A 4,668-nucleotide genomic window follows, 5' to 3' on the forward strand; every position below is an offset into this window, starting at 1 on the left:
ATTCTCGGACTGCTCTTTTACCAACTCCGTGAATATCGGTCTGAATTGTAAAACTAAGCCAGTCTATCAAATAACTATTTTCCTTTATTTTGGTATTCATAATACTCCTTAATTCAATATAATGTATTTAGAACCCCCCTGTTTAGCTGTTGGGGGTTCTTGCAGAAACTAAAATAGTCCCTGCTTTCATAATATTCTTTTTTTCTCGGACTCTGTCCGAACCTGGTCAGCCACCCAAACAATAGGCGCTTTTCTTGTCGCTTTTCAAGATTTCAGAAATAAAAAACTTTTTGTCGCTTGCTTTCAGCCGCTAAAAAACTTTTTTATTTCTCGATCAAGATCGATCTTGAAAAACTCCATCTTCTCTGCTTCGTTTTCTTCGTCAAAGCCGAACCAAACAAAAGAACTTTATTTAATCAGCTTTGAACTAAACAAGTATAGCAGAGAAGAACGAACGCTTTTAGATTAGATCATACTATTTATTAGTCATATAAATTATAGTAGCAAATAATATAAAAAGACGATAGCATTTTGCCATCGCCTGAATTTTTCACTTTTTTCTATACTGATTATTTCAATTTAATACTATTGCTTTTCGATACTATTTCTGTTATAATCTTCGTATAGAAGAAAATTGAAAGCATTCCGAAACTTGGCGGTGGGTGGATGCTTTTTCTTTTTTCATCTTTTTTAATTATACTCTCTTTTTTTAAAATTGTAAACATTATCTTAAATCATTTAAAAACGACAAATAAGGAAAACAGATAAAGCGCAAACTGATTTCAGAAGAAGTTAAGCACCACCCCTCCCCAACACTTAAAGGAAAGTTGGGGATTTTTTGTGCTTTCTCTTGAAAAGCTACGTTTTTAGTTTGCTCTCCACTATTGCCGAGAACAAAGATAGAAGAGAATTGCTCTCGCAGGGCAGTAGGTAAGACCGTTGCATTTGCTTGTTGCAAACCTAAAATTACAAAAACGCCAAGCGCTCGCCCCTCAAGGATAATCTGATAAAGATAACCAAGCAATTCAGCTAGTTCTTTCTTATCTAACTTTAATTGTAAGCTAGCAAATTCATCTATGATCAAGATCTTTAAATTCAATCCGTTTTGCGTTGCAGTTGTCGAGATCTTCCAGTCTTCTTGTTGCCGTAGTTGTTTTCGTCGCTCCATTTCTAAGAAAGTTTGGCGAACTTCTTCTATAATTTCATTCTTTGATGTTGCAGACGGACAACTCATTGTTTTAGAAAGGTCTGCTAAATCACTAACTTTAGGATCACATACTGAAACATCAGCATTTCTCATTCTATAAAATAACAAGAGATATAATAATCCGTATGTTTTACCTGAACCAGTTTGGCCAGTCAGCAATAAATGAGAATTAGCATTTATGCTTGTTAATCTATCAATTACAATCTGATCAGACTTTTCATTGATCTGCTCAATTTCTTCAATCGATTCAATCTTTAATTGACGATCAAAATCGATTTTTTCCAGTTCGAAGACTATTTTATCTCGTTCTATATCGTTTGATACAATCATTTGTCGATATCCACTAAAAATAGGAGATAAATCTAGCTTTTCCAACCTTTCAAAGTTTTCAATGGAGCAACCTATTTTCACAATGATTATAAAATCAGATTTTTGCAAAATCTCAATTTTAGGCAGTTTAACAAAGATCCGTCCATCTTTTTGAGATCTCAATTTCACATAAAATCTAGAGTCTATCAATTCTCTTTCCAGTCTGATTTTATAAATCATAAATCGGAAAAAATCTTTTTTTGTTTTAATAAAATCAAATCGCCAAAGGAAATAGATAACTATAAATCCCAAAATAACAAATGCTATCGGTCTAATAAATGAAATGATCAACAACAAAAGAAAGAGGATAAGCAACAGCAACAGTTGCTTATCTAACTGCTTTTCTTTGGAAATGATCTGGAAATCATTGATCATTTTTTAAGACCATTATATTAGTCGCTTCAACAGTCAAATTTTGGCTATATTCTCCCCAAACTTTGCCAACACCTTCGATCTTCAATTTAGCTCCTCGTTTTAAGTTAATTTTCTCAGCTCGAGGAACTTTAATTGTAATTTTTTCATATTCATTGGTAATCTCATTATTATTATAAACAGTATTGTCTTTAGTAATAACGCATTCCAATTTCATTCCAGCTACTTCATCAGAAGCCTGTCCATCAACATAATTATAATACGCTTTTGAACTAATAAAGGTAATTTCCTTATCCTTTAAAAATTCGTCTAAATCAAATTTTTGAAATTGCTTCAGTCCTTTCACTTTATTTCTCCTTTTTCCTTATAATCATTGATAAAATCGTTTATCTCGCTATCATCTGCACCAGCCATTATCAAGAGTTCCAACGCTCGAGAATATAAATCAACTAATTTTGCTTTTAAAAATTGATAATCATTAGTTGTTAAATTCTGATGTCTAGATAGAAAGTATAATGCACTTTGCGATAGATTCGCAATTCTATAGGCATATATTTTTAAATTTTGTTTTTTGGCCATTTTAATCGTCCTCCCAAAAACGATATTCTTCAGAGATTACGTCAACTCTTTTTGGAGCCCAATATAATAAAACGCTATTCACTTCTTCTTCATAAATCGAATAATCACATCTCAGAACTGCCTCACTCAGTCGTTGCATAAAACCTTCTTCAAGAATGAAGACTGCAATACGATTAACCAAAGATGAAACAAAATCATCAAAAAACTTGTCAATTTCTTTTTCTGTCATTGAAGAACCATACAAAAAGTGAAAATCGATATTAAGACTTTCCAGGGTTCGTTTTTTTACTTTAAATTTTGGAATAAATTTAAAATACTCTTTCAAAAGTAAATCAAACTCAAGTGAATATCCATAATAAAAATCTTCAATCATTTGCCCCATAATATCTAAGACAAAAGATTCAAATTTGTCTTTCTTATTATGAAAGATATGATTTTTAATAATTTCTCTTTGGACATAATCTCCAACATATTTCATAGGTTTTTCACCTCTAAGTTTCACATTTTTTTGTAAAACTTTCCTTTTTTTTATTTCCTTCTTCTACATTAATTATAGCGTCTTTTTTTTACAAAAATTGGAAACAAAAAAAGCGATACAAATCGCTCTTTTTTTATCTTCCAAAAAATTTTTTCCAAAAGGGTTTTTTTTCTTTCATTTCACTCAATTCAAGCGATAAAATTTCTTTTTCTTGTTTCATTTTATCTAACTTTTCTAACATTTCTAACAATTGAGAAGTAAATTTAGACAACACTTCTTTATCTGCTAAATTTTGATTTGTTAAAATTCTAATATCTTGTTTCAAATCTTTAATTTCTTCTCGAAGAGCATCATTTTCATTTGATAGCTTTTTGATATCATTTGAAAATATCGTCCTCCTGACAAAAGGCTCTACTTTCATCTCGTTTTCTTCGGCCATTTCTTGAAGTTTGTTTTTTTCTTCTTCTGTAAGACGAATTAAAACTTTTTTTGCCCTATCTTTTTTCATAATTATCCTTTCTATTTATCCTTTCTGCAAAAGATAGCATTTAACTAGCAATAAGATATCATAAAGTTATCAATTTGCCATCTCTCGTAGAAGTTATCTTGTAGAAGCTATCTTAAAGCTATCTTAATTATATCATAAAGCTATAACATTGCTATATAGCTAATTCTTTTATTTTGCTAAAGATTTCTTGTTTTTGTTCTTCACTTAAAAGATCAAATTCACCTAATATAGTTTTTTGTCTATCGGATTTCTCTCTTGATTGACTATTTTTCAGTAACTCTAAAAGATCAAAATCGCCCATTTTAGCAATCTCAACTAATAGTTGCAAAGATCCAATCACACTTTGATCTACCCAAGAAATAGTTTTAAGAATTGAGGGATCTAGATTTTTTCGTTCTAGTTTGATCGGCTCCGATCCCTTGATAAAATCATCCCAAAATGGACTAGTTTTCCATCTTGCTTTATTTTTATCATCTGACGGCTCGACAAAACGAATTAAACCGGACATTACTTTTAAGTAGAGATCACTAAAGTTCTCTCCGGATCTCAGTTTCTCAACGAAATCAATAGCTTTTTCTCTTTTTAAAACTATTTCATACCGTTGCCAAAACTCAAACGGGCAAAAGATTTTTTTTGCCTGTTGTTCTCTCTTTTTATCGTAAAAACGGATCATCATAAGAGAATTTTTGTTACCGAAATAAATAGTCTTCCCCTTACTTTTCCCATTATTATCTAACTTTTCAGCCTTTTTAAAATCTAAACTAGCTTCAATGTTTCTAGTTCTAGATAAAGAAATGACTTCCCCTTTTTTAATTTTCTCTTCCATCAAATCAAAATCTAGCAAACCTATGAAATCATCTAAAGCAATATCTATTCTAGAATATCTAGCATTTAAATCATTTAAAAGATTAAAATAATCAAACCAGTCTCTATCCTGTTCTAAAATTCTGCAACCTTGACCAGTAAATTCAAAATGCACACCCATTTTTATAATTCGATCCAATTTATCAGCATTATTATCATCATATTCATTAAATTTCACTTCGTTATAATAAACATTGATATAGTTTTGAAGTGATAATGATCTATTATAACCGTGTCGTCCTGTTTCATTTTCAGCAAAAGGCAAAGTATCTAAATTCATTTGCTCTAAAA

General features: G+C 30.7%; 6 protein-coding genes. All 6 read right to left on the reverse strand.

Annotated elements, in window-relative coordinates:
* Nucleotides 1-724: 724 nt before the first annotated feature.
* Nucleotides 725-1,951 carry an AAA family ATPase gene (locus ACWPVF_RS08920; protein WP_454385841.1) on the reverse strand — a complete coding sequence of 409 codons (1,227 nt, stop codon included), beginning with the start codon at nt 1,949-1,951 and terminating at the stop codon, nt 725-727.
* Complete coding sequence (locus tag ACWPVF_RS08925; RefSeq protein ID WP_454385842.1) at nt 1,941-2,294, reverse strand: hypothetical protein; 354 nt, start codon at nt 2,292-2,294, stop codon at nt 1,941-1,943. Before ACWPVF_RS08925 ends, ACWPVF_RS08920 begins: the two co-directional genes overlap by 11 nt.
* On the reverse strand, nt 2,291-2,527 hold the full coding sequence (locus ACWPVF_RS08930) for a hypothetical protein (protein WP_454385844.1): 237 nt from the start codon (nt 2,525-2,527) through the stop codon (nt 2,291-2,293). The genes ACWPVF_RS08925 and ACWPVF_RS08930 overlap by 4 nt, the downstream gene beginning before the upstream one ends.
* A gap of 1 nt (nt 2,528) precedes the next feature.
* Nucleotides 2,529-3,005 (reverse strand): hypothetical protein, encoded by a 477-nt coding sequence (locus ACWPVF_RS08935; RefSeq protein ID WP_454385846.1) that lies wholly within the window; start codon nt 3,003-3,005, stop codon nt 2,529-2,531.
* Nucleotides 3,006-3,138: 133 nt separating this feature from the next.
* Entirely contained in the window at nt 3,139-3,513 is a 375-nt protein-coding gene (locus ACWPVF_RS08940; protein ID WP_454385848.1) for a plasmid mobilization protein, read from the reverse strand.
* Between the two features lie 151 nt (nt 3,514-3,664).
* A partial coding sequence (locus tag ACWPVF_RS08945) for a replication initiation factor domain-containing protein (protein ID WP_454385850.1) occupies nt 3,665-4,668 on the reverse strand: 1,004 nt, incomplete at its 5' end.

This window comes from Streptococcus sp. Marseille-Q7087, assembly GCF_965111935.1.

Excerpts from the sequence above, each read along its gene's own strand:
- ACWPVF_RS08935 (WP_454385846.1), bottom strand. The coding sequence starts at position 3,005 with ATGAAATATGTTGGAGATTATGTCCAAAGAGAAATTATTAAAAATCAT.
- ACWPVF_RS08920 (WP_454385841.1), bottom strand. The coding sequence starts at position 1,951 with ATGATCAATGATTTCCAGATCATTTCCAAAGAAAAGCAGTTAGATAAG.
- ACWPVF_RS08940 (WP_454385848.1), bottom strand. The coding sequence starts at position 3,513 with ATGAAAAAAGATAGGGCAAAAAAAGTTTTAATTCGTCTTACAGAAGAA.
- ACWPVF_RS08930 (WP_454385844.1), bottom strand. The coding sequence starts at position 2,527 with ATGGCCAAAAAACAAAATTTAAAAATATATGCCTATAGAATTGCGAAT.